The organism is Kitasatospora cinereorecta (assembly GCF_024172095.1).
GTDB classification, from domain to species: Bacteria; Actinomycetota; Actinomycetes; order Streptomycetales; family Streptomycetaceae; genus Kitasatospora; species Kitasatospora cinereorecta.
Genome location: NZ_JAMZDX010000003.1, coordinates 1,180,451 through 1,201,917, shown reverse-complemented (window position 1 = coordinate 1,201,917; position 21,467 = coordinate 1,180,451). Strand labels below are relative to the sequence as shown.

Genomic DNA, 21,467 nt, shown 5'->3' with positions numbered 1-21,467 from the left:
TCCCGGCGGTGCCGCTCGGGCGGCGCTCGGCGCTGGCCCTGACCCTGGTCTCCGGCGTCGGCGCGGCCGCGTTCGGCTGGCCGCTGCTGGCGGCGCGCAGCTCGGACCTGGTCGGGCACGCCGCCGACGCGCCGTGGCTGTTCGCCCTGCTGCTGCCGCTGCTGCTGGCCGTCCTGCTGGCCCAGATCTCACAGGGCGAGCGCGGCCTGGACGCCAAGGCGGTGGCGATGCTCGGCGTACTGGCGGCCGCCGGTGCGGCGTTGCGCCCGCTGGGCGCGGGGACGGCCGGGCTGGAGCCGATGTTCTTCCTGATGGTGCTGGCCGGACGGGTGCTCGGGCCGGGGTTCGGCTTCGTGCTGGGGGCGCTGTCGATGTCCGCGTCGGCGCTGCTCACCGGCGGGGTCGGGCCGTGGCTGCCGTTCCAGATGCTGGCGATGGGCTGGGTCTGCCTGGGCGCCGGGCTGCTGCCCGGCCGCGCCGCCCTGCGCGGGCGCCGCGAGCGGCTGCTGCTGGCCGGGTACGGGTCGCTCGCCGCGGTGGCGTACGGGACGGTGATGAACCTCCAGGGCTGGCCGTACATCGCCGGTCTGTCCAGCTCGGTCTCGTTCGTCCCGGGCGACGTGCTCTCGGCCAACCTCGGCCGGTTCGCCGTCTACTGCCTGACCACCTCGCTGGGCTGGGACCTGCCGCGGGCGGCGCTCACCGCGGTGCTCTGCCTGACCGTGGGCGGCCCGCTGCTGCGCACCCTGCGCCGGGCCACCCGCCGGGCCGCCTTCGCCGCCCCCGCCGACTTCATCCCGACGGCCGGCCGCGACGGCCACTGACCCGCGGGCCGGCCGGGCCGTCGCACCGCCCGCCGGCGGGACGGCCCGGCCGCCGGCTCAGGCCTGCTTCGGTCCGGTGGACTGGACCACCTCGAAGGACCACAGGGTGGAGTCGGTGGCCGCCGGGCGCTTGGGCGCCTCGCCCTCGGCCGCCGGCGGGCCCTGGCGGTGGGCCGCCTGCATCGGGCCCTCCATCCACGCCTTGAAGTGCTCCTCGCTGGCCCACCGGGTGTAGACCAGGTACTGGTCCGTCCCCTCGGTCGGGCGCAGCAGCTCGAACCACTCGAAACCGTCGGAGTTCTCCACCGCGCCGGCCCGTGCGGCGAACCGCTGCTCCAGGGTCTCCCGCATCTCGGCCGGCACCGTCAGCACATTGATCTTCACAACAGACATGCCTCCATCCTGCACCACCGCCTGCCGTCCGGGGCCCGCGCCGCTCGGCGTCCCCCGCTCGGTGTCCCCCGCTCAGCGTGCGCCGGCCGGGGTGCGCGCGGCGAGGACCAGCGCGCCGGTGAGGCAGGCGAAGGCGGCGGTGGAGGTGAGGGCGCGGACCACGTTCCAGCGCACCCAGGTCGCCTCGAAGGCAGCCCGGACGGCGGCGAGGTCGGCCCCGCTGTCGGGTGAACCGGCTGCTGCCAGACGGTTGTTGAGCGGGACGTTGACCGCGCCGGTGATCGCCAGCATCGCCAGGTAGCAGACCGCCGCGGCGACGGTCCACAGCAGCACCGCCCGGCTGCCGCCGCCGAGTTGCAGGGCGCCGGCGAGCAGGATCAGCAGCAGCGCGCCGAGGAAGACGAGCATGAACCAGCCGTTGAGGATGGCGACGTTGATCCGCTGCATCACCTCGACGAAGCTGCGGTCGTCGGCCCGGGCGAGGCCGGGCATCACCGAGCAGGCGTAGGAGTAGAAGAGTCCGGCGCTGAGGCCGGTGGCCAGGGTGGCCGCGATCAGGACTGCGATGCGAAGAGCCGACATTCCGACAACCCCCGTACGTTGTGTCATACCGTCAGTCAATCGGCCTGGGCCGGCGGGCTCCATGGCCGAGGCGCTCGGCCGCATGCGCGGACGTCCAGCCTCCACCGCGCGGGGCGAGGGCATAGGCTGGCCGGCATGGACGCTCTGGGTGCGCTGCTGTCCGGGCCCCGGGCGCAGGGAGCCTTTCTGCTGCGGTCGGTGTTCGACCCGCCGTGGGCGGTCCGGATTCGCGACGAGGCGCCGCTGACCGTGCTGTCCATGGCGCGCGGCGAGGGCTGGCTCGTCCCCGACCGGGGGTCGGCGGTCCGGCTGCGGCCGGGCGATCTGGCGGTGGTTCGCGGCCCCGAGCCGTACACCGTCGCCGACGACCCGGCGACCGGGCCGCAGGTGGTGATCCATCCCGGGCAGGTGTCGACCACGCCGGACGGGCAGCTGCTCTGCGAGGAGCTGGACCAGGGCGTGCGGACCTTCGGGAGTGCGCCGGACGCGGCGAGCGTGCTGCTCAGCGGCACGTACCAGCTGCGCGGGGAGGTCAGCGGCCGGCTGCTGCGCGCGCTGCCCGCCGTCCTGCTGCTGACCGCCGAGGAGTGGAGTTCGCCGCTGCTGCCGCTGCTGGCCGAGGAGATCGGCCGGGACGAGCCGGGGCAGGAGGTGGTCCTCGACCGGCTGCTCGACCTGCTGCTGATCAGCGCGCTGCGGGCACACTTCGCCCGGCCGTCCGGCGCGGCGCCGGCCTGGTACCGGGCGCACGGCGACCCGGTGGTGGGTCCGGCGCTCGGGCTGCTGCACGCCGATCCGGCCCGGCCGTGGACGGTGGGCGGGCTCGCCGCCGAGGTCGGCTCCTCCCGGGCGGCGCTGGCCAGGCGGTTCACCGAGCTGGTGGGCGAGCCGCCGATGGCGTACCTGACCGGCTGGCGCCTCGCCCTCGCCGCCGACCTGCTGGCCGAACCGGACGCCACCCTCGCCGCGGTGGCCCGCCGGGTCGGCTACGGCAGCGCCTTCGCGCTGAGCGCCGCGTTCAAGCGGGTCCGCGGGGTCAGCCCGCAGCAGTACCGGGCTGCGGCGGGCTGACCCCGCCTCACCCGCCGCCCGCCGGCCCGCCGCCGTCCCCGGAAAGAAGTTCCGGTCCGCTGCCACCGATCCGGCGCCCCGACCCGTCATGAGGGTCAGAGCCCCGCGCAGGAGCGGGTCCCGCATGGCCGGCGTGCGGGTGAGACCGAGGACTTACCGTGAACGACTTCCGTACCGCCCTGGCCAGGGAGCTGTCCGACCAGGGCGCTCCCCCGCTGGGAGATCTGGTGGCCACCGCCACCCGCGACGGGCTCCGCGTCCGCCGCCGGCGGAACCTCGCCGCGCTGGGCGGGTCGGCGGCCGCCCTGGCCGCCGCCGTCCTGGTGCTGCTGGTCGGCCCTCTCGGCCCGGCGCAGTCCGCCCGGGTCGCCGCCGGCCCGGCGGGCACCTCCGCCGGCCCTACGCCCGGCACCGGACCGGGCCCGGCCCCGAGCGGGGTTCCCGAACCCGCTCCCACCTCGACGGTCCGCGGCAGCGACTGGCCGCGGGTCCCGCCGGCGATGAGCGGCAAGCGGGTCCCGATGACCGCGCCGGCGCTGCTCGCCACCGTCCTCGACCTGCTCCCGCGCAGCGTCGAGCACGTCGGCGGCTTCGCGGCGGCGGCCGGCAACGAGCCGGGCGTCCAGCTCGATCTGACGTCCGGCCGGGGCACCGGCATGGTGCGGGTGCTGACGTACCCGGGCCAGGCCGGGGCGTTCAGCTGCCGGCCGGCGGCGGACACCCAGTGCTACACCGACGGGATGGGCCAGCCGGTCCGGGTGTCCACGGTGCCCGGCAACTGTGTGGAGAACACCGAGGTCGCGGTGGCGCACCAGGACGGGCTGCTGGTCACCGTGCTGGTGGGGACCTGCCTGGCCTGGGACGGGGCGACCAACCCGCCCGGCATCAGCGCCCTGACCGTCCCCCAGGCGATCGCGCTGGCCGGGGACCCGTCGATCAGCGCCCAGGTGGACGGCGGGCTGGCCGCGTCCGCGGAGCGCACCTTCCCCCACCTGCCCGAGCTCCACTGACCCGCCCGGCGCCGCGGTCCGCCCGGGCCGCGGCGCCTCCCCCACTCCGTACGACAGATCGGGACTTCAACCAGTGCGCGACGACGCAGACTTCACCGCGTTCGCCGAGGCCGGCGCGGGACGCCTCCGGCAGATCGCCTTCCTGATGTGCCGCGACTGGCACCTGGCCCAGGACCTCACCCAGACCACGCTGACCAAGATGTACGTGGCGTGGAAGCGGATCAACCGCCGGGACGGCGACCCGTTCGTCTACGCCCGCAAGGTGCTGCTCAACTCCCTGCTGGACCACCGCCGCCTGCGCAGCAGCGGCGAACTGGCCACCGCGGCGCTGCCGGAGGGCCCCGCCCCCGGCCGGGACACCACGGCGGTGCGGCTCACCCTGCTCGACGCGCTGACCCTGCTGCCCGAGCGGGACCGGGCGATCGTGGTGCTGCGGTACTGGGAGGACCACAGCGTGGAGACCACCGCGGAGATCCTCGGGGTCAGCACGGCGATCGTGAAGTCGCAGAGCATGCGCTCCCTGGCGGTGCTCCGCGCCCATCTGGGCTCCGACCGGGAGATGCTGTTCGGCTGAGGCCGTTCACCACCGCCTGTCGGCACCTTCACCAATCGTTCACGGCAGCCGTTTCACCATCAAATGGGACAAGGGCACCAGTGACCATCGCCCGTCCCTGTCGCCGCTCATTCCACTGCTGCATAATCAGGCCGTTCATTGCGACCCGAGGAGGACCGGCCCATGCCGGCAGAGCTCTGCCCCCGCTGCGGTGCGGCACGGACGGCGAGCGGCTGCTACTGCTCCTCGGACCCCAGCGCCGAGACCGCCGTGCTCCCCTCGATGGAGGGGCCGCCGCTGGTCCGCCCGTACGTGGCGGCGGCGCCGCCGGAGCAGCCCGGATCTGCCGGACGGGCCCAGGACCCGTTCGCCACCCGGGTGATGCCCCCGGTCGCCGCACCCCCGGTCACCGCGCCCCCGATCGTCACCGGCCCGGTCCCGCGGCAGCCGGCCGCGCCCCCGGCGCCGCCGGTGTCACCGTCTGCGGCCACGGCGCTGATCCCGGCCCAGCCCGGGTCGATGCCCACTCAGGTGCCCGCTCAGGTGCCCCCGCCGCCGGGCCACCTCCCCCCGGTACCCGGTCACGCCCCGGCCCAGCCGTACGCCCCGCAGGCCCACTCCGCGCAGCCGTACCCCGCCCAGCCCCACGCCGGGCCGGGAGCGGAGCCGGTGGACGTGGACCAGCCGTGGGAGGACGACCGGCGGCCGCGCGGCAGCGACCTCGGCATGTTCGCCTTCCACGAGGAGGACGGCCAACCCCCGCTCTCCCGCTCCGAGCGCCGCTCCCAGCAGCAGCAGGCCGGCAAGCGGCGGCTGGTGATCGTCGGTGCGGCGGTGGGCCTCGCGGCCGTCGGCGCGGGCCTGGCGCTGGCGCTGAACCCGGCGCCGGCTGACCACTCCGACCGGGCGCTGCCCGCGCCCACCGACAGCGGACTGCCCTACCCGGGCCCGAGCGTGCCGACGACCGACCCCTCGCTCAGCGCCTCGCCGGCCCCGGCCAGTTCCACCCGCACCAGCAGACCGCCGACCTCCAAGGCCCCGCAGCCGGCCACCACCGCGCCCGCCGCCCCGGCCACCACCGCACCCAGCAGCAGCGCGCCCAAGCCGAGCCCCAGCGCGAGCACCCCGACCGCCGCCCCCTCCCCCCGCGACCTGCGCCGCGGCGACCAGGGCCAGGACGTGACCCTGCTCCAGACGCAGCTGGTCGACGCCATGTACTGGGCGTACGACGACTCGCTGGTCACCGGCACCTTCGACAAGAAGACCGAGCAGGCCGTCCGGTACTTCCAGCGGCTCGCCGCCGTGTCCGGCGAGGACGGCTGGTGCGGGCCGGCCACCCGCAAGGCTCTCACCAACTACACCTGATCCCGCGTCGGCGGGGCCGGCTCAGCCGATGACCGCCCGCCCCAGGCTGACCGCCGCGAGCACCAGCATCACGCAGGCCGCCACCCGGACGATCAGCCGCATCGGCACGTGCTTGAGCAGCTTCTGCCCGCCCAGGATGGCGATGCCGCCGACGGCGCACAGCGCCAGCCAGGAGCCGACTCCGACGGCCAGCGGGTCGGCGTACTTGGCGGCCAGGTTGGCGGTCATGATCTGGGTCAGGTCGCCGAACTCGGCGACCGCGACCAGCGCGAAGCTGGCGCCCGCGACCTTCCAGAACGAGCCGGAGGACGGCTCCTTGCCCTGGTGGCCGTCGTCCTCCTCGTCGCGGTGCCAGAGCAACATCACCGCGCCGACCAGGAAGAGCAGTCCGGTCACGCCCTCGACCCAGCGTTGCGGCAGCAGGGCGAGCAGGCTGCCGGCCACCAGTGCGAGGCCGACCTGGAGGGCGAACGCGGCGGCGATGCCGGCGAACACGTAGCCGGCCCGGTACTTGGTGCCGAGCACCAGGCTGGCCAGCGCGGTCTTGTCGGGAAGCTCGGCGAGGAAGATGACGCCGAAGGTGAGCGCGGCGATCGTCAGGGGGTTCATCGAAGCGGCAGGTCTCTCGGTTCGGGCTGCCGGACCGGAGCTCCGTCGGGGGACGCCTCGGCCCGCCAGCACTGGTCAATGGTCACAGCACTGCGGCCGAAGGTCTCGCCGACACCGCGAGGGTGTCCCGGGCGCCGGGCCGCTCACGAAGAGCGCGCCAGTATGTCGACGGTCCGGTGGAGGGCTACTCCCCTTCAACGCGTCCACCCTACCCGACGCCGTCCGCCGCCCCGGCGGCCAGCAGGCCCCGGCCGACCAGTTCCAGCACCACCACGATCGCCGCCGACTCCACCGCGAGCAGCGCCACCAGCACGAACAGCTGGACGGCACCGGCCTGTACGGGGGTCGCGCCGCCCAGCAGCATGCCGACGAACGCGCCGGGCAACGTGACCAGCCCCACGGTCCGGGTCTGGTCGAGGGCCGGGACGAGCGAGGTCGCCGCCGCGGTGCGGCACATCTCCAGGCGCGCGTCGCGCGGCTCGAAGCCGAGCGCCAGCGCCGCCTCCACCTCGCCGCGGCGGGTGCGCAGCTCGTCCAGGGCCCGCCGGCCGGCCAGCGAGGTGGCGGTCAGTGCACCGCCGATCAGGATCCCGGCCACCGGGATCACCGACAGGCCCTTGGGCGGCAGCAGCCCGGTGGCGAGCAGCAGCACCAGGACCGGTACCACCCCGGTGGCGATCGGCAGCCCCGCCCAGGCCCAGCCGGGGCCCCGGGTGACCCGCCGCCCGGCGGTGCGCACCGCCACCGTGAACATCAGCAGCACGAACAGCGCGGACGTCCACAGCGACCCGACCACCCAGGCGATCACCAGCGCCACCGCGGCCAGCTGAACCGCCGCCCGCGCCCCGGCCCGCAGCACCGCCCAGCCATGCCCGAGCAGGCCCCACCCGGCCACCGCGACGGCGGCCGCCAGCAGCACCGCGCAGGCCGCGCCGAGCGCCGGGGTGACCGGCAGCAGCTGTGCGGCGGCCACCGGTCAGATCCAGCTGGTGAGCCACATCCGGGCGCGCCACTCGGACATCGGGATCACCTCCGCCGTGTACAGCGGGTAGAAGAAGGCGAAGCAGGCCACGATCGCCAGCACGATCAGCCCGGCCGCCGCCGCGCCCCAGCGCCGCCGCCTCGGCGGGCTGCCGGGCGGGCCGAGCAGCGCCCCCAGCATCATCGCCACCGCCAGGCACAGGAAGGGGACCAGCACGACCATGTAGAAGGAGAAGATCGTCCGGTGCTGGTACTGGAACCAGGGCAGGTAGATCCCGGCCACCCCGGCCAGGATCGCCCCGGCCCGCCAGTCGCGGCGGAAGAACCACCGCCACAGCGCGTACGCGAGGGCGAAGCAGGCGGTCCACCACAGCAGCGGGGTGCCGAGCGCCAGGATCTGGCTGGCGCAGCCCTCGGCGGCGGTGCAGCCCTGCTGCCCCTGCGGGGGCTGCATCCAGTACATGGACACCGGGCGGCCCTGGACCAGCCAGCTCCACGGGTTGGACTGGTAGGTGTGCGGCGAGGACAGGCCGGTGTTGAAGTCGTACATCTGGGCGTGGTAGTGCCACCAGCTGCGCAGCGGCGCGGGCACCCAGCCCATCGGCACCTGCGGGAGCGGGATGTTCACCAGCGGGGTGCGCGGCGGGGAGAGCCCGGCCCGGCCGTCCGCCCAGTGCCGGTCGTACCCGCCGTCGGTGGCGAACCAGCCGGACCAGGAGGCCAGGTAGACCGCGGCGGCGGCGCCGACCATGGACAGGAAGGCCGGTCCGGCGTCCCGGCGGAGCATCGAGCGCCACGGGTGCCGGGCGCCGGCGGCGCGCCGCCCGGCCTGGTCCCACAGCACGGTCAGCAGGCCGAAGACGGCCAGGATCTGCACGCCGTTCCACTTCACCGAGCAGGCGCAGCCGAGCAGCAGGCCGGCCGCCAGCCGCCAGGGCCGCAGCCCCAGGCGGACCTCGTCGCCGGCCCGGCCGCCCTCGGCGCCGGCCGCGCGCAGCACCCGGCGGGTGCGGTCGCGGTCGATCAGCAGGCAGCCGAAGGCTGCCAGGGCGAAGAACATCAGGACGCCGTCGAGCAGGCCGACCCGGCTCATCACGAACTGCAGGCCGTCCACCGCCATCAGCAGTGCGGCGGTGCAGCCCAGCAGGGTGGAGCCGAGCAGTCGGCGACCGATCCGGGCCAGCATCAGCACGGTGACGGTGCCGAGCAGGGCGACCATCACCCGCCAGCCGAACGGGTGCAGGCCGAACGCCCACTCGCCGAGCGAGATGACCCACTTGCCGAGCGGCGGGTGGGCGATGAACTCGGGGGCGGGGCTGAGCGGGACGATCTGCGGGACGTCCAGGATGTCGGTGTTGGCGGTGTCCGGCCAGACGCCCTCGTAGCCCTGGTGCAGCAGCGACCAGGCGTCCTTGGGGTAGTAGGTCTCGTCGAAGACGAAGGCGTTCGGGTAGGAGAGGTTCCAGAACCGCAGCAGCCCGGCGAACAGGGCCACCGCCAGCGGCCCGAACCAGGCCCACCGGTCCCGCCGGGGCGCCGGGGACGGTGCCGCCGCCGGTACCGGTCTGTCGGTGACTACCGCCTGCGCCATACCCCGCCGCCCCGTTCCCCTGACACTTTGTCGCCTTTCTGGCGGATCCTACGGCCTGCCCGACCGTTCCTGCCGGATCACCGGGCGGCGTCGGACGGCCCGCGCGGTGTCCGGGGGCGGTACTACGGTGGGTCACCGGTTGACCCTCGACCTGGTCGAGGGACCAGAGTCCTCGGCGTGGAGAGCGGTATGCGGAGCATCGGCGAGATGGCCAGGGCCAGTGGGCTCGGCGTCAGCGCGCTGCGGTTCTACGACGGCGCGGGCGTGTTCGTGCCCGCCCGGGTGGACCCGCGGACCGGCTACCGCTGGTACGCCCCGGAGCAGTTGCCCGACGCCCGGCTGATCGCCCGGCTGCGCCGGGTCGGGATGCCGCTGGCCGGTATCGAGCAGGTGCTGCGGGGCGGCCCGGCGGTCGCACGCGAGGCCCTCGACCGGCATCTGCGTCGCCTGGAGGACGGTCTCACCGACGCCCGGCGCGAGCTCTCCGCGGTCCGTGCACGACTTGAGCCGAGGGAGCATCCGATGACCGAACCGACCCGTCTGACCGTCCCCGCCGCCGCGCTGGCGGCCGCCCTGGACGCCGTCCGCTTCGCGGCGCCCGCCGAGCCGGGCGCGCCGGCCATCGCCGGGGTGTACCTGGACGCCGACCCCGCGGACGGGGTGGTGCGGCTGGTGGCCACCGACCGGTACCGGCTGGCGGTGGCGTCCGCGCCGGCGGCGCAGCAGGGCCCGGCGGTCGGGGTGCTGCTCCCGACCGCGCTGGTGGACGCCGTCCGGCCGCTGCTGGGCGGCTCCGAGAAGGTGGAGCTGACCGTGACGGACGCCCGGCTGGACGTCCGGGCCGGTACGCACGTCCTCGCCGCCGAGCGGGCGGACGAGGAGCGGCCCGACTACCCCGACTACCGGCGCCTGGCGCGGCTGGAGACCACCCACCGCCTGGAGCTGCGGGCCGAGGAGCTGCGGGCCCACCTGGCGTCGGGCGGCGCCGCCGAGGACGGGGTGGCGGTGCTGGCCGCGGACGGGCTCGAGGTGCGGGTCAACCGCGACTACCTGCTGGAGGCGGTCGCGGCGGGCGGTCGCGAGCAGCTCGTCCTGGAGCTGGGCGGCCCGATCGCGCCGCTGGCGATCCGCTTCCCCGAGCGCGCCGACACCTACTCCCTGCTGATGCCGATCGCCCCGAGCTGACCGGCACCGGGGCTGACCGGCACCGGGCCGGTCAGGCCGGGTGGATGTTGTGGTTGAGGTGGAAGACGTTCCGCGGGTCGTACTCCGCCTTGACCGCCGCCAGCCGCGCCGCGTTGCCCGCGCCGCGGGCCCGGACCGCCACCGTGTCGCTCTCGTCGCTCTCGAAGTTGAGGTAGGTGGCGCCGACCGACCAGGGGGCGAGGTCCTGGACCACGGCGCGGGCCCAGGTCCGGCCGCGCTCGTCGTCGGCCGGGTCGTCCCACAGGCCGAAGGGGTGCACCGCCCAGGGCGCCGAGCGCCACGGCAGTGGGAAGTCGGCCCGGCCGCGGGCGACCGCGCCGCCCATCGGGAAGACCGCGTCCTGGGTGGGCGAGCCCATCACCATCTCGCGGGCCCGGTCGACGAACAGTTCCATGGCCGGCTCGGGCAGGCCGGTGAGGTACTCGGCCGACCAGTAGTTCCGGAAGCCGGGTGGGTCGTCGAGCATGCACTGCAGGTCGGCGTACGGCATCTCGGTGATGATCTCAACCTGGTGCCCGTAGCCGAGCATCGGGGCGATCCAGGGCCGGGCTTCCTCCAGCGTGCCGGTGTAGGTGATCAGCACGCCGCAGGCGAACTGGCCGACCAGTTGCTCGGGGACGAAGGGCTCGGGCGGGGCGGTGAAGAAGATCAGGGCGCCGCCGACCTCGTCGGGCGCGGCGTCCATCACGTCCCGGTAGGCGCGGACCAGTTCGAGGCCGTTCTCGGCGGGCCACATCAGCAGGGCGACGGAGAGCGCGGGCAGCGGGTGCAGGCCGAAGGTGAACTCGGTGACCACGCCGAAGTTGCCGCCGCCGCCGTGCAGGGCCCAGAACAGCTCGGGGTTCTCCTGCTCACTGGCGCGTACCCGCAGGCCGTCGGCGGTGACCAGCTGCGCGGCGAGCAGGTTGTCGCACATCAGGCCGAACCGCCGCTCCAGCCAGCCGGATCCGCCGCCCAGGGTGAGGCCGCCGATGCCGGTGGTGGAGGCCCGGCCGCCGGTCACCGCGAGGCCGTGCGGCTGGGTGGCGCGGTCGAGGTCGGCCATCACGGCGCCGCCGGCGACCCGGGCCACCCGGGCCACCGGGTCGATCTGGACGCTGTTCATCCGGCGCAGGTCGACCACCAGGCCGCCGTCGGTGAGCGCCGAGCCGGTGACGCCGTGGCCGCCGCAGCGGACCGCGATCTCCAGCTCGTGGGCGGTGGCGAAGGCGACGGCGGCGGTGACGTCCGGAACGCCCTCGCACTGGGCGATCACGGCGGGCCGCTTGTCGACCATGCCGTTGAACACGGTCCTGGCCTCGTCGTAGGACGGGTCGCCCGGCACCAGCAGCGCCCCGGCGAAGCCGGCGCGCAGGCCGTCCAGCGCCCGGTCGTCGAGAAGATCGGATGTCATGGCGGCACACCTCGCCTCGGCCCGCTCCGACGTTACGCCGTTCGAGCGTAAACCCGCGGCCCCGGCCCCGCACGCGGTGGCGCGGGGGCCGGGGCCGGGCGGCGCGGGGGCCGCGGGTGTCACCGACCGTCAGGCCGCCGTGCGCAGCTCCCGCACCGGTCGCTGAGCGACCGTCAGCACCCGGACGTTGTCCTGGGCCGGGGTCAGGTGGCCGCGCAGCCGGAAGGACAGCGCGACGATCAGCAGCGTGCACAGCGCCATCGCGGCCAGGTAGAGCGGCCACGTGCCGGAGCCGACCAGCAGCACGCCGACGGCCGGGCCGACCGCGACGGCGATCTGCTTCACCAGGGCGTAGCCGGCGTTGTAGGTGCCGAGCAGCCGGGTCGGGGCCAGGTCGGCGACGATCGGGCCGAGGGTCGGGGCGAGCAGCGACTCGCCGACACCGAACAGGGCGTAGATCGCGACGATCGCCACGGTCGCGGCCAGCGCCTCGGAGCGGATCAGGCCGGCGACCAGCGCCATGCCCCAGGCGGCCAGCCAGACCACGCCGGCCGCGGCCATCGCGGTGGTGCGGCGGCGGCGCTCGGTGATCCGGACCACGAACATCTGCAGCACCACGATGGTCAGCGCGTTGGCGCCGATCGCCAGGCCCAGGGTGGCCGGGGCGGTGCCGACGGTGTCGGTGGCGAAGGCGGCGACACCGGACTCGAACTGGCCGTAGCAGGTGAAGAAGATCAGCCCGGCGAGCAGGCACAGCCGCAGCATCGCCTTGTCCGCGACCAGGGCGCGCAGCCCGACCGGCTCGGCGGCCTTGCGACCGTCGGCGCTCTCCTCGGCCGCGGCCGGGATCCGGGCGGTGCCGGTGACGGCGGCGAGGCCGAGGAAGGTCAGCGCCTCGATGGTGAACAGCCGGGTCAGGCTGGCCGGCTCGGCGACGTCCACGATCTGGCCGCCGGCCAGGGCGCCGAGGCCCATGCCCAGGTTGACCAGGGTGAACTGCAGGGCGAAGGCGTGCGAGCGCTGCTCCTTGCGGGTCAGCCGGACGATCATCGTGGCCAGCGCCGGCTGGCAGGTGGTGACGCCCGCGCCGAACAGGAAGGAGGCGATCAGCAGGGTGGGGGTGGTCGCGGCCTGCCCGAAGGCGAACGCGCCGGTCGCCGCCAGTGCGGATCCCGCCAGCAGCACCGGGCGCGGACCGTACCGGTCGATGCCGCGGCCGGTGAACGGCAGCACGGCCAGCGCGGCCAGCGCGAACACGGTGAACACCGCGCCGGCCGCCGCGGAGCCCAGCCCCCGCACCTGGTCCACGTACACGAACATGTACGGCAAGGTGAACCCGCTGCCGAAGGCACTGAGCGCGTTGCCGATCTGGACGCGACGCAGGCGGCCGCCCCGCTGCTTCACTTGCACACCCCTTTAGGTCTCAGAACTTCATCCTGGAAGATTTCAGAGCTAAACTCTACGAGGTGGAAGCCTGAAGCGTCAAAGGCTTAACAACTGCAGGATGCGTGGAAGAATGACCGGCATGAGCGCACGCAGACCAGCACCCGCCGACGCCGGCGAACTGGGCATCGCCGAGCAAGTGGCCCTCTATCAGCGGGAGTTCCCGACCGTGGACCCCCAGGTGGAGACCATCGTCTCCACCCTGTCCCGGGTCTCCCGGCGGATGAACGTGGCCTACGGCCGCCAGCTGGCTGTGCTGGGAATCACCTCCGCCGAGTGGGAGGTGCTCAAGGCCCTGGTCTTCGCCGGCGCCCCGTACCGGCTCGGCCCCGGCGACCTCGCCAAGCGGCTCGGCCTCACCCCGGCCGCCATGACCCATCGGATCGACCGGATGGTCACCGACGGCCTGGTCACCCGCGAACGCGACGAGGCCAACCGGGTCCGGGTGATCATCGAGCTCACCGAGACCGGCCGCGACAAGTGGCTGGAGCTGATGCGGATGGCCGCCGTCTTCGAGGCCGACCTGCTCCAGGACATCGCGCCCGAGGAGCGCGGCGCGCTGGCGGGCCTGCTCTCGCGGATGCTGCGCCGGATCGAGCAGACCCAGCCCGACGCCCTCGGCCGCACCGAGGACCTCGACTGAGCCGTTTGAAGCCCGGGGCCGGGGCGTGGTAGCACTTCCGGGGGCCGGTCATGATCAAGACCGGTCACGTTCCGACGAGGTGTGCGGGGAGGCGCGGATGGTGCGCGGAGAGCTGGTGGGGCTGCGGGCGATGGGCCCGGACGACGCCGAGGCGTTGTGGCGGTGGAACCACGACCCCGAGGTGATGAGGTGGATGGACGACGGCTATCCGCAGACCGTCGAGCACGTGCGCTCCTGGCTCCAGGAGCGCCCGCGCAACTCCTACGCCGACGCGCTGTTCGGCATCGAGTCCCTCGCCGACTCCACCCTGATCGGCCTGGTGATGCTGCACGGCACCGAGCCGGAGAAGGGCATCGCCAAGCTCGACATCTACCTCGGCGAGAAGGACCACTGGGGCCGCGGCTTCGCCACCGACGCGGTGCGCACGGTGTGCCGCTTCGGCTTCCAGGACATGCGGCTGCACAAGGTCTCGCTCACCGTGGTGACCGAGAACGAGTCCGCACAGGCGGTCTACCGCAAGGTCGGCTTCGTCGAGGAGGGCCGGCTGCGCCAGGTCTTCCGGCGCGACGGGCAGTGGTTCGACATGTTCACGATGGGTCTGCTGGCCGACGAGCTGCGCTGACCCTCGGGTGGGCCGCGTCCGGGCGGAGCGCGATGTGGTCGGCGGCCAGGTCGGCGGCCACCCGGTGCTCCATCCCGAGCGCGGCCAGGAAGTGCCGGGGCAGCTGGATGCGGCCGGCCCGGTCCACCATCAGGTACTCGCGCTCGCCGATCCGCTCGCCGTCCTCGGCCTCCGCGTCCGGGACCAGCGAGCGCAGCACCTCGCTGCTGGTGCGCCCGTCCCGGATGGCGACGGTGCGCCGCACCTCGCCGGCCACCATCGGGTCGTGGGTGACGATCACCACGGTGCTGCCGAGCTCCCGGTTGACCGTCCGGAAGGCCTCGAAGATGCCGGCGGCGGTCTCCGAGTCCAGCTCGCCGGTGGGCTCGTCGGCGAGCAGCACGGCCGGGTCGTTGGCGAGCGCCACCGCGATCGCCACCCGCTGCTGCTGGCCGCCGGAGAGCTGGGCCGGGCGACGGTCGGCCAGGGCGGCGATGTCGAGCGCCTCCAGCAGTTCGCCGACCCGGGCGGCGTGGCGGCGGCGGGCGGCCCGGCCGCCGCGCTCGCCGCGCAGCTGCATCGGCAGCGCGACGTTCTGCGCGGCGGTCAGGAAGGGCAGCAGGTTGCGCGCGGTCTGCTGCCAGACGAAGCCGACCACCTCCCGCCGGTAGCGCAGGCGTTCCTTGGCGGTCATGGTGAGCAGGTCGCAGCCGCCCACCGAGGCGCTGCCGGCGGAGGGGACGTCCAGCCCGGCGAGGATGTTCAGCAGGGTGGACTTGCCGCTGCCGGAGGCACCGACCAGGGCCACCAGGTCGCCCCGGTCCACGGTCAGATCGAGGCCCTGCAGGGCCTGGACCTCGACCTTGTCGGCGGTGTAGATGCGCACCAGCCGGTCGCAGACGATCGCCGCGTCGGCGCCGTGGTTGCTCGGCTCGGCCGCGGCCAGTGCGGCGCGGCGCAGCTCCGCCAGGCTCCTCGGCTCCTGTCCGGACGTGGCCCGGGCGTCTTCGGTGGTCACCGCTCGTCCCCCGCTCTCAACTCGGTGGTGATCTGTCGTCGGCCGGAGATCGCCGCCTCGGCCAGGACGGTCGCCGCGGCGACGGCGGCCAGCAGGGCGGCCTGGCCCAGCAGCGGCAGGGCGGCCGGGCGGACGCCGCCCGACCCGCCGGTCGCCGTCGCGCCGATCACCGCGGCCAGGTCCACGGCCGGGCCCAGCAGCAGCGCGGCCACGGTCGCGACCAGGGCGCCGACGGCGGCGGCCAGCAGGGTGTGCGGCAGCGCCTCGGCGAGGATCAGGGCGAGGCCCTGGCGGGGCCGCAGGCCCATGGTGCGCAGCCGGGCCAGCACCGCCGCCCGCTCGGGTCCGGAGCGGACCAGGGTGAGCAGCACGGCCAGCACCGCGAAGCCGGCCGCCGCGCCGATCGAGGCGTCGAACATCCGGGCGGCGGCTTTCTGCAGCGGGTCGCCGGCGAGCCGGTCGACGACGTCGGCGGCGGTCCGCACCTCGTACCCGTCGTCGGGGCCGGAGCGCCGCAGCAGCGCGCGCAGCGGATCGGCGCGCAGGTCGCCGGTGCCGAACCACAGGTTGGGGTGGTCGGCCACGTGCAGCCGGGTCCGGACCTGGGCCGCCGGGAGCAGCACCACCTCGCCGCCGCCGGTCAGCAGCGAGTCGATCTCGCCGGCCTTGCGCATCCCGATGACGTGGCCGTCGGACAGGTGGGCGTCGTGCGGCGCCGTGTCGAGGCGTTCGGCGACGCCGTGGCTGACCAGGGCGGGCACCGGGTCGGTGGGGCCGCCCGCGGCGAGTACGGCCGGGTCGAAGGTGCCGCGGCCGGCCCGGCGGGCCAGCTCGGCGTACGGGCCGGGGTCGATCACCAGCACGGTGACGTTGGGGAGCAGGTCCCCGTCGCCGGTGGCGACCGAGGCGAGGTAGTCCACCCAGCCGGGTACGCCGCCGCGCGCCCCGGGCAGGTGGGCGGCGGCGTCGGCGAAGCCGTCCGGCAGGGCGGCGCCGTCGACGCCGGTGACCCGCGCGTCGGCGCCGACCTCCTGGCGGGCGGCGCGCTCGCGGCCGGTGTCCACCGAGGACAGCACGGTGGCGCCGAACCCGGCGGTGGTCACGGCGAGCAGCAGGGCGAGGAGCGGCAGCACGGTGGGGCGGCGGCGGGCGCCACCGCCGCGGGCGGCCCGGGCCAGGCCGAGGAAGCCGACCAGTCCGCTGCGGCGGGCGGCCCGGCGGGCGGCCCAGCCGATCAGCGGCGGGTGGCAGCGCGCCAGCAGCAGCGCGCCGACCAGGGCGAGCAGCAGCGGGCCGGCCACCAGCAGCAGGTCCACGCCGCCTCCGGGCGGTGCCACGCCGCGCCGCCGGACGGCCACCACCGCGGCGGCGGCCGCCACCAGGGCGGTCCCTTCGAGCACCAGCCGGCGCCGGTCGGCGCGGCCGGGGTCGGCGGCGGCCGGGCCGGCCGCGGGCGCCGAGGTGCGCAGGGCGTGCACCGGGAAGGCCAGCAGCGCGACCAGGCCGACCGCGGCGCCGCCCAGCACGGCCCCGCCCCAGCGCGGCGTGGGCAGGGTGAGCAGGGCGAGGGCGGTACCGGCCACGGCTGCGGGCAGCACGGTGGCGGCGCTCTCGCCGAGCAGTCGGCGCAGCAGGCCGCCGGGTGAGGCGCCGCGGGCGCGCAGCAGCCGCAGTTCGGCGGCGCGGCGGTCGGTCGCCAGGGCGGCGGCCAGCAGCAGGACGGTGCAGGCGACGCCGGCCGCGCCGACCGGGCCGAGCACGGTCAGCGGGGCGATGGCGGCCCGCCGGTGCTCGGCGTCGGCGAACAGGGTGGGCAGCGGGGAGGTGACCCGGAAGTCCACCCGGGCGGTGGCCTGCTGCAGGGCCACGAACTGCGGCCCGGAGAGCAGCGAGCCGATCGCGCCGCGGACGGCCGGCAGCCGGTCGGTCCGGAACGCGTCGCGGTCCAGCGGGATCTGGAAGAAGTCCTCGCTGCCCTGCGCCCAGGTGGGCAGGGCGTCCAGCTCGCCGCGGCCGACCATGGCCCGGACCTGCCAGTACGGCAGGGGCGTGTCGTCGACCTCGCGGAACTCCTGGCAGGGGGCGGTCGCGCAGTCGACGCCGGACCAGAACGCACTGCCTGCGGGGTCGGTCGGCCGGAACACGCCGACCACCTCGAGCTCGGCCCGGCCGTCCTCGGGCCGGGCGGTGGCGTCTCCCGCGTCCAGCCGGTCGCCCGGGTGCACGCCGAGCAGCCGGGCCACCGGCTCGCTGAGCGCCGCCTCGTAGCGTGCGCCGTGCACGGTGTCCGGCCAGCGGCCGGCGGTCAGGACGGCGTGCGAGGGCAGGTCGTTCAGGTAGCCGAGCAGGGCCACCGGAGGGAGGTTGCCCGGGCGGGGCAGCGACGGTCCTGGCAGCACGCGGACGGACCGGCTGCGCGAGCCGTACACCTCGCCGGCGGGGGCGATCCGCAGCGGGTCGCGCACGTGGGAGGCGAACGTCCCGGCGACCCGGTCCAGGTCGGCGGCTCGGGCGTCGGCGGCGGTGGAGTCGGCGCGCTGGGGGGTGGTGGTCGTGGCCAGCAGGGCGTCGGCGGTCGGGCCGCTGCGGGCGACCAGCTCGCGCAGCGCGCCGTCGGCGGAGCGGTCGAGCGCCCGCGGCAGGGCGGCCGCGAGGAAGGCGGTGGCCAGCACCAGCGCGGCGGTGAGCAGCGCGGCGTACGGGGTGGCCCGCAGCCGGGTGCGGACCCAGGGGGCGGGGCCGGTCGGCCGCCGGGTGGGGCCGCTTGCGCGCCTGGTCACATCTCCTCCACGTGGCGCAGCCGGGCGGTCAGGTCGCGGTGGCGCCGGCCGGCCAGCAGCGCGGGCAGCACCAGGGCGGCGGCGATCGCCACGGCCAGCGCGGCGACCTGGCCGAACGGCAGCCGTACCAGCACCTCGGGCACGGGTGGGCGGGCGGCGGGGGTGAGGACGAGCAGCGGCACCACCAGGTGGACCAGCAGCGCGCCGAGGCCGAGTCCGACGCCGAGTCCGAGCAGCGCGAGGACGCCCTGTTCGGCGGCGACGGTGCGGACCAGGCGGCGCCGGGGTGCGCCGAGTGCCATCAGGACGGCGAACTCGGCGGTCCGCTCGCCGGCCGCGGCGGCCGAGGCGGCGGCGAAGCCGATCGCGGCCAGCACCGCGGCGGCCACCGCGAGGGCGGCCAGCGCGCTCTGCGGGGCGGCGCCCAGCGGATCGGCGCGCAGCTGGGCGGCGAGTTCGTCGCGGACGGTGAGGCTCTGGGCCTGCGGCAGGGCGCGCAGCCGCTGGGCGGCCTGGGCCGGCGCCGGGTCGCCGGGGCCGGCGGCGGGCAGCCACCACTCGGTGGGGGTCGGGCCGGGCTGCCGGGCGGCGGTGAGCACCCGGTCGAGGGCGCCGAGGTCGACCAGCAGCGCCGACCCGGCGGCCGTGGGCAGCGCCTCGACGGCGGCGGTGACGGTGACCTGCACGCTGGTGGTCCCGACCGGCACCTTGATCCGGTCGCCGACCCGGCCGCCGACCGCGGTCAGGTAGCCGCGGGTGGCGACGCCGGTGAGTTCGGGCACGGCGGCGGCCCTGCCGTCGGCGCCGGCGGGGGTGAGGGTCATCCGGAAGCCGCCGCCGACGGTGTTGGTGAAGTCGAGGACGATCGGGTGCTCGGCCTCGGCGCGGACGGTGACGCTCTTGGTCGCCACCCGGCCCTGCCGGTCCTCGGCGGCGAGGGCCCAGCCGAGCCCGGCCGGTACGGGGACCGGGGTGGCCGTACCGGTGGCGGTGTCGGCGGCGGAGATCCGGTCCACGGTGAGGTGCTGGCTGATCGTCTCGTCCGGGCGCAGGGTGCTCTCGGCCTCCACCGCGACCACGGTCAGCGGCGTGGCCGGGGCGCCGGTCGGGGCGCCGAACAGCTCGCCGAGGTCGATCGAGACGTGCTGGGCGCCCTCCTCCTGGAGGGTGGGCGCCGCCGCCCAGAACGAGGTGCCGTAGGCGTCCCGGAGCAGCAGCCGCAGGGCCACGGTGCGCGAGGAGGGCGCGGGCAGGTCGCCGACCGGGTCGAACAGGAAGCCGCGGGAGACCACGTGGGTGGTGACGTCCAGGTCGATGCGCTGCGGGGAGCCGGGCAGCGGCAGGCCGGCCTGCGGCCCGGTGGGGGCCGGGGCGGCCAGCGGTGCCAGCAGCTGCGCGGGGCTGCGGCCGTCCAGCAGGTCGGGCCTGACCTGCAGCCAGGCGGCGCCCGCGCGGGAGTCCAGGGCGAGCAGTTCGCCGCTGCTGCGGTCGGGCAGCCGGACCTCGCTGCGGGCGACCGGGATCAGCCGCTCCCCGCCGGGCAGCGCCCGGTAGAGGCCGCCGCGGCCGGCGGCGGGCACCGCCGAACCGGCGATCCGGACGCCGCCGGCGGTGGCGAAGTCGGCCTGGTCGCGCTGGGAGTCGTTCCAGGTGGTGCGCTGGCCGATCGCCAGCATGCCGATCGAGACCGCGAGCACCAGCAGCAGCACCGGGCCGACGCCGCGGCCGGGCCGGCGGGCGAACTGCCAGCCCGCCAGCGCCGGGGCCAGCCCCCGGCCCCGGGTGGCGAGGCGCTCCCCCAGCCGGGCCGCGAACGGGAGCAGGCGCAGCACCAGCACGGTGCCCGCGCACAGCGCCAGGGTGGGCGCGGCCACCAGCAGCGGATCCGCGCCGATCCGCCCGTCGGCGTCCGGGCCCACGCCGCCGCCGTAGCGGTCGAGTTGCCGGTACGCCAGCACCGCGAGCGCCACCAGGGCCAGGTCGCCGCCCGAGCGGGCCACCGCCGCCACCACGGCCTGTCGGCGGCCGGCCCGGCGCAGCACGGCGGCGCCGGCCGAGCGCAGCAGCACCGGGACGGCGGTGAGCGCCACGCAGGCCAGTGCGCAGCCGGCCGCGACCGGCCAGGCGATGCCCGGCACGGCGGTGCCCGTGCTGACGGCGGCGAGCGCGCCGCGCGCGGTGAGCAACCGCAGTAGCAGCGGGGTCAGCGGCGGGGCGAGCAGTGCGGCGGGCAGCACCAGCAGGGCGGCCTCGACGGCGGTGAGGGCGCCGATCCGGCGGCGGGAGGCGCCGCGGGCGGTGAGCAGTTGGTTCTCGGCCGTCTGCCGGTCGGCCAGCAGGTGGACGACCAGCAGCAGCGCGGCGGCGGCGAGCACGCCCAGTTGCAGGGCGCCGACCAGCAGGGTGGAGCGGGAGACCGTGGCGTCCACGGCGAGTTCCCGCAGCGCCTGGGGCAGCGCGGTGTCGACCCGGACGGCGGCGGCGCGCTGGACCTGCCGGGTCAGCGGGTCGACCGCGTCGCGCAGGTCCTCGGCGCCGGCCGCGTCGATCCCGGTGAAGTCGGCCTCGACCAGCCAGGACCGTCCGGCCTGGGCGACGGCGCCGGTGGTGAAGACGGAGTCGTCGGCGAGCAGCGGTCCGTACGTGGTGAAGCCGGCCCGCTGGGCGCCCTGGCCGCCGAGCGGGTCGAGGCGCCAGTACGCGGCGTCCTTGTCGGCGGGCCGGTAAATGCCGGTGACGCGGACGGTGACCGGCCGGCCGGTGAAGCGGTCGGTGAGGTCGAGCCGGGCGGGCAGCACCGCGCCGGCGAGGCCGGTCCCGGCGAGGGCGGCCTGCGGGACGGCCACCTCGACCGGCCCGTCCTTGCCCGCCGCCGGGGCAGGCCAGCTGCCGGCCACCAGGGTGGTGCGGTTCCGGTCGAGGGCCGCGATCAGGGTGAGGTCCGGGTCCTTGCCCGGGGCGGCCGTGGCGGTCAGGCCGAGCGCGCGGCTGCGGGCGGCGGCGGTGACGGTGTGCGGCAGGCCGGGGAACAGTTGGTCGGCGAAGCCGGTCACCGCGGTGTCGTCGGCGGCCCGGGTGCCCGACTCGCGGTCGCCGGAGAGCACCACCAGGGTCCGGGCGTGGTCGGTGTGCTGGAGGGCCCGGCGCAGACCGGCGTCGCCGACCGCGGCGTTGAAGGCCACCAGCGCGGTCAGCACGGCGGTGGTGATCAGTACGGTCAGCAGGGCGGCCGTCGCCAACGGCAGGCGCCCGCGCAGCCGACGCACGACGAAGCCGAACATCCCCCGCCCTCTCCGATCCCCCGGCGTACAGGTGACCGGATAGCGGACGATGCTGTCAGATCTGTTCCCGGTACGGAAGGGTCTTGCGCGAATCGTGTGTCTGGTGAGCACACTTGGTCGCCC

General features: G+C 75.8%; 18 protein-coding genes. 8 read left to right on the top strand and 10 right to left on the bottom strand.

Features of this window, described 5'->3' with window-relative positions; all coding sequences use genetic code 11:
• Nucleotides 1–8: 8 nt before the first annotated feature.
• Nucleotides 9–824 carry an ECF transporter S component gene (locus FHR36_RS18860; RefSeq protein ID WP_253799424.1) on the top strand — a complete coding sequence of 272 codons (816 nt, stop codon included), beginning with the start codon at nt 9–11 and terminating at the stop codon, nt 822–824.
• A 57-nt stretch (nt 825–881) separates the two neighbouring features.
• On the opposite strand, the gene FHR36_RS18855 is transcribed toward FHR36_RS18860, so the two are convergent.
• Both FHR36_RS18855 and FHR36_RS18850 read right to left on the bottom strand, forming a co-directional pair.
• The gene (locus FHR36_RS18855; protein WP_253798744.1) at nt 882–1,217 is read right to left on the bottom strand and encodes an antibiotic biosynthesis monooxygenase family protein; all 336 of its coding nucleotides are present in this window, start codon (nt 1,215–1,217) and stop codon (nt 882–884) included.
• Between the two features lie 72 nt (nt 1,218–1,289).
• Complete coding sequence (locus tag FHR36_RS18850) at nt 1,290–1,799, bottom strand: anthrone oxygenase family protein (protein WP_253798742.1); 510 nt, start codon at nt 1,797–1,799, stop codon at nt 1,290–1,292.
• Nucleotides 1,800–1,934: 135 nt separating this feature from the next.
• Here FHR36_RS18850 and FHR36_RS18845 point away from each other — a divergent pair, with 135 nt between their 5' ends.
• The 4 genes from FHR36_RS18845 to FHR36_RS18830 all read left to right on the top strand — a co-directional run bounded on the left by FHR36_RS18845 (nt 1,935) and on the right by FHR36_RS18830 (nt 5,798).
• A complete protein-coding gene (locus FHR36_RS18845; protein WP_253798739.1) occupies nt 1,935–2,870 on the top strand; it encodes an AraC family transcriptional regulator in 936 nt (311 codons plus the stop codon).
• A gap of 158 nt (nt 2,871–3,028) precedes the next feature.
• Nucleotides 3,029–3,880, top strand: a complete 852-nt coding sequence (locus FHR36_RS18840; RefSeq protein ID WP_253798737.1) for a hypothetical protein — start codon at nt 3,029–3,031, stop codon at nt 3,878–3,880.
• Nucleotides 3,881–3,953: 73 nt separating this feature from the next.
• Nucleotides 3,954–4,454: a SigE family RNA polymerase sigma factor gene (locus tag FHR36_RS18835; RefSeq protein WP_253798734.1), complete on the top strand. Its 501-nt coding sequence runs from the start codon at nt 3,954–3,956 to the stop codon at nt 4,452–4,454.
• 162 nt (nt 4,455–4,616) lie between these two features.
• Nucleotides 4,617–5,798, top strand: a complete 1,182-nt coding sequence (locus FHR36_RS18830; protein WP_253798731.1) for a peptidoglycan-binding domain-containing protein — start codon at nt 4,617–4,619, stop codon at nt 5,796–5,798.
• A 21-nt stretch (nt 5,799–5,819) separates the two neighbouring features.
• Here the strand turns inward: FHR36_RS18830 and FHR36_RS18825 are convergent, their stop codons facing one another.
• From FHR36_RS18825 to FHR36_RS18815, 3 genes are all read right to left on the bottom strand, one after another.
• Nucleotides 5,820–6,407, bottom strand: a complete 588-nt coding sequence (locus FHR36_RS18825; protein WP_253798729.1) for a TMEM165/GDT1 family protein — start codon at nt 6,405–6,407, stop codon at nt 5,820–5,822.
• A 208-nt stretch (nt 6,408–6,615) separates the two neighbouring features.
• Nucleotides 6,616–7,380, bottom strand: a complete 765-nt coding sequence (locus FHR36_RS18820) for an ABC transporter permease (protein WP_253798727.1) — start codon at nt 7,378–7,380, stop codon at nt 6,616–6,618.
• A gap of 3 nt (nt 7,381–7,383) precedes the next feature.
• Nucleotides 7,384–8,979, bottom strand: coding sequence for a dolichyl-phosphate-mannose--protein mannosyltransferase (locus FHR36_RS18815; protein WP_253798725.1), 1,596 nt, complete (start codon nt 8,977–8,979; stop codon nt 7,384–7,386).
• Between the two features lie 207 nt (nt 8,980–9,186).
• Between FHR36_RS18815 and FHR36_RS18810 the strand changes: the two genes are divergently transcribed.
• Nucleotides 9,187–10,164, top strand: coding sequence for a DNA polymerase III subunit beta family protein (locus FHR36_RS18810; protein WP_253798723.1), 978 nt, complete (start codon nt 9,187–9,189; stop codon nt 10,162–10,164).
• Between the two features lie 31 nt (nt 10,165–10,195).
• Here the strand turns inward: FHR36_RS18810 and FHR36_RS18805 are convergent, their stop codons facing one another.
• Nucleotides 10,196–11,578 carry an FAD-binding oxidoreductase gene (locus FHR36_RS18805; protein WP_253798721.1) on the bottom strand — a complete coding sequence of 461 codons (1,383 nt, stop codon included), beginning with the start codon at nt 11,576–11,578 and terminating at the stop codon, nt 10,196–10,198.
• A gap of 129 nt (nt 11,579–11,707) precedes the next feature.
• A complete protein-coding gene (locus tag FHR36_RS18800; RefSeq protein ID WP_253798719.1) occupies nt 11,708–12,982 on the bottom strand; it encodes an MFS transporter in 1,275 nt (424 codons plus the stop codon).
• 121 nt (nt 12,983–13,103) lie between these two features.
• Between FHR36_RS18800 and FHR36_RS18795 the strand changes: the two genes are divergently transcribed.
• Both FHR36_RS18795 and FHR36_RS18790 read left to right on the top strand, forming a co-directional pair.
• Nucleotides 13,104–13,664: a MarR family winged helix-turn-helix transcriptional regulator gene (locus FHR36_RS18795; RefSeq protein WP_253798716.1), complete on the top strand. Its 561-nt coding sequence runs from the start codon at nt 13,104–13,106 to the stop codon at nt 13,662–13,664.
• Nucleotides 13,665–13,761: 97 nt separating this feature from the next.
• A complete protein-coding gene (locus FHR36_RS18790) occupies nt 13,762–14,286 on the top strand; it encodes a GNAT family N-acetyltransferase (protein ID WP_253798715.1) in 525 nt (174 codons plus the stop codon).
• On the opposite strand, the gene FHR36_RS18785 is transcribed toward FHR36_RS18790, so the two are convergent.
• From FHR36_RS18785 to FHR36_RS18775, 3 genes are read right to left on the bottom strand one after another with little or no spacing between them, the layout of a single operon-like run.
• Nucleotides 14,252–15,283: an ABC transporter ATP-binding protein gene (locus FHR36_RS18785; RefSeq protein ID WP_253798713.1), complete on the bottom strand. Its 1,032-nt coding sequence runs from the start codon at nt 15,281–15,283 to the stop codon at nt 14,252–14,254. The two genes, FHR36_RS18790 and FHR36_RS18785, sit on opposite strands and share 35 nt — an antisense overlap.
• Nucleotides 15,280–18,063 carry a hypothetical protein gene (locus FHR36_RS18780; protein WP_253798711.1) on the bottom strand — a complete coding sequence of 928 codons (2,784 nt, stop codon included), beginning with the start codon at nt 18,061–18,063 and terminating at the stop codon, nt 15,280–15,282. Before FHR36_RS18780 ends, FHR36_RS18785 begins: the two co-directional genes overlap by 4 nt.
• Nucleotides 18,060–21,344 (bottom strand): FtsX-like permease family protein, encoded by a 3,285-nt coding sequence (locus FHR36_RS18775; RefSeq protein ID WP_253798708.1) that lies wholly within the window; start codon nt 21,342–21,344, stop codon nt 18,060–18,062. The genes FHR36_RS18780 and FHR36_RS18775 overlap by 4 nt, the downstream gene beginning before the upstream one ends.
• Nucleotides 21,345–21,467 lie beyond the last annotated feature (123 nt).